Annotated in this window: 3 protein-coding genes; 1 reads left to right on the plus strand and 2 read right to left on the minus strand. The window is 71.1% G+C overall.

Features of this window, described 5'->3' with window-relative positions:
* Window positions 1-64: 64 nt before the first annotated feature.
* Both dnaJ and hrcA read right to left on the minus strand, forming a co-directional pair.
* Window positions 65-1,201, minus strand: a complete 1,137-nt coding sequence (gene dnaJ, locus K6I34_RS34580; RefSeq protein WP_229332001.1) for a molecular chaperone DnaJ — start codon at window positions 1,199-1,201, stop codon at window positions 65-67.
* The gene (gene hrcA, locus K6I34_RS34585) at window positions 1,202-2,218 is read right to left on the minus strand and encodes a heat-inducible transcriptional repressor HrcA (protein ID WP_229332002.1); all 1,017 of its coding nucleotides are present in this window, start codon (window positions 2,216-2,218) and stop codon (window positions 1,202-1,204) included.
* A gap of 252 nt (window positions 2,219-2,470) precedes the next feature.
* Between hrcA and K6I34_RS34590 the strand changes: the two genes are divergently transcribed.
* On the plus strand, window positions 2,471-2,994 hold a 524-nt coding region (locus K6I34_RS34590; protein ID WP_229332003.1), incomplete at its 3' end, for an MBL fold metallo-hydrolase.

Here is a 2,994-nt window from a genome sequence, read left to right on the forward strand (position 1 = left end):
AACCAACCCAGGGGCGCGGGGAACGGCGCGAGAAGCCCCACCCACCCGCAGACGAAAAACGCGGCTAGCGCCCGTTGAACGCGTCCTTCAGGCGCGAGAACAACCCCTGCTGCCCCGGCTTGAACTCACCCATCGGCCGCTCCTCGTTGCGCAGCTTCGCAAGCTGCCGGAGGAGATCCTCCTGCTGCGGATCGAGCTTCGCCGGCGTGAGGACCTCGACATGGACGATGAGGTCACCCCGTCCGCCGCCACGCAAGTGCGTCACACCCCGCTGGTGCAGCGGAATCGACTGCCCCGACTGCGTACCCGGCCGGATGTCGATCTCCTCGACACCGTCCAGCGTCTCCAGCGGCACCTTCGTGCCGAGAGCCGCCGCCGTCATCGGAATGGTGACCGTGCAGTGCAGGTCGTCACCACGCCGCTGGAAGACCGAGTGCTTGGTCTCGTGGATCTCCACGTACAGGTCACCGGCGGGGCCGCCGCCGGGGCCGACCTCGCCCTCGCCCGCCAGCTGGATGCGGGTGCCGTTGTCGACACCGGCGGGGATCTTCACCGTCAGGGTGCGGCGCGACCGCACACGGCCGTCGCCCGCGCACTCCGGGCACGGGGTCGGCACCACGGTGCCGAACCCCTGGCACTGCGGGCACGGCCGGGAGGTCATGACCTGGCCCAGGAAGGAGCGCGTGACCTGCGAGACCTCGCCACGGCCGCGGCACATGTCACAGGTCTGCGCGGAGGTGCCCGGAGCCGCGCCCTCGCCGCTGCACGTGGTGCAGACGACGGCGGTGTCGACCTGGATCTCCTTGGTCGTGCCGAACGCCGCCTCGGGAAGGGTCACTTCGAGGCGGATCATGGCGTCCTGGCCACGGCGCGTGCGCGAGCGCGGCCCGCGCTGCGACGTCTGGCCGAAGAAGGCGTCCATGATGTCCGAGAAGTTGCCGAAGCCCGCGCCGAAGCCGCCGGCACCGGCACCGCCGCCGTTCGCGGAGAGCGGGTCGCCGCCGAGGTCGTAGACCTGCTTCTTCTGCGGGTCCGAGAGCACCTCGTAAGCGGCGTTGATCTCCTTGAACCGCTCCTGCGTCTTCGGGTCCGGATTCACGTCCGGATGCAGCTCGCGGGCGAGGCGGCGGAAGGCCTTCTTGATCTCGTCCTGCGAGGCGTCGCGCCGTACGCCCAGGACCGCGTAGTAGTCCGTGGCCACTTACGACTCCGCCAGGATCTGTCCGACGTAACGTGCCACTGCGCGTACCGCTCCCATCGTTCCGGGGTAGTCCATGCGGGTCGGTCCGACCACACCGAGTTTGCCGACCGCCTCGTCGCCCGAACCGTATCCGACGGCGACGACGGATGTGGAGTTCAGGCCCTCGTGGGCGTTCTCGTGACCGATGCGCACGGTCACGCCCGAGTCCTTCGCCTCGCCGAGCAGCTTGAGCAGCACGACCTGCTCCTCCAATGCCTCCAGCACGGGCCGGATCATCAGCGGGAAGTCGTGGCCGAAGCGGGTGAGATTGGCGGTGCCGCCGATCATGAGCCGCTCCTCGGTCTCCTCGACGAGCGTCTCCAGCAGCGTCGCGACGACCGTGGAAACGGTTCCGCGATCACCTTGCTCGAAGGACTCGTGGAGGTCCTGCACCAGCTGCGGCACATCCGTGAACCGGTGCCCCACGACCCGGCTGTTGAGCCGGGCGCGGAGATCCGCCAGCGCGATCTCGCCGACCGGCGCGGGGCAGTCGACCATGCGCTGCTCGACCCGGCCGGTGTCCGTGATCAGCACCAGCATCACCCGCGTGGGAGACAGCAGGAGCAGCTCCACGTGACGCACGGTCGAGCGGGTCAGCGAGGGGTACTGCACCACGGCGACCTGCCGGGTCAGCTGCGCGAGCAGCCGGACCGTACGGCCCACGACGTCGTCGAGGTCGACGGCGCTGTCCAGAAAACTCTGGATGGCGCGCCGCTCGGGCGTCGACAGGGGCTTGACTCCCGCGAGGCGGTCGACGAAGAGGCGGTAGCCCTTGTCGGTCGGAATACGGCCCGCGCTCGTGTGGGGCTGGGCGATGAAGCCCTCCTCCTCGAGCGCGGCCATGTCGTTGCGCACCGTGGCCGGGGACACGCCCAGGCGGTGCCGTTCGGTGAGGGCCTTGGAGCCGACGGGCTCCTCGGTGCCCACGTAGTCCTGGACGATGGCGCGCAACACTTCGAGCCTGCGTTCGCTCAGCACCGCACACCTCCAGTCCAGCGGTCCCACGGGGTCGTCCCCTGGCACTCCAAGGTCACGAGTGCCAGATCCCTTCAGCCAGTGTACGGCCGTGCACCGCGGCGAGGGCAAGAGCCGTCCTGCCGTGCACCCGCACACACTGCCGCCGTACACGCGTCGGCCGGTCGCCCGAGCGGACGCCCGGGCGGACGCCGGGACGTGCCGCGAGCGGACGGCGAACGCGCAACAGTACCGTGCTCCGGCTAGCGTCCGGGTATGGACAGCCATGAGGGGACAGCGCGTTGGGAGCGGCTCGCACCCGGGGTCGCGCGCCGCAGGATGCCGGTGTGGGACGCGACGATCGGGGTGATCGAGGGGGCGGCCGGGGTCCTGCTGGTGGACACCGGGGCGAGCCTGCCGGAGGGGGCGGAGGTCCGCCGGGAGGTGCGCGAGCTCACCGGGCGGGACGTGACGCATATCGCTCTCACCCATCCGCACTTCGACCACGTCTTCGGCACCGCCGCCTTCCCGGAGGCCGAGGTGTACGGGCCCGTGGGGCTCGGCGAGGTGCTGACGCGCGACCACGAGGAACTCTGGCGGGACGCCGTGCGGCACGGGCTGGACCCGACCGCGGCCGCCGAGGCCGCCGCCGCCCTCGTCCGCCCGCGGCACGCGGTCTCCGGCGAGCTCGCGCTGGACCTGGGCGGCGGCAGGCGCGTACTGCTGGCCAACGTCGGCCCGGGGCACACGGCGCACGACATTGACGTCCTGATAGCGGGTGGGGGCGGGGGCGGGGGCGC

It is taken from the genome of Streptomyces sp. UNOC14_S4 (assembly GCF_020740835.1).
GTDB lineage: Bacteria > Actinomycetota > Actinomycetes > Streptomycetales > Streptomycetaceae > Streptomyces.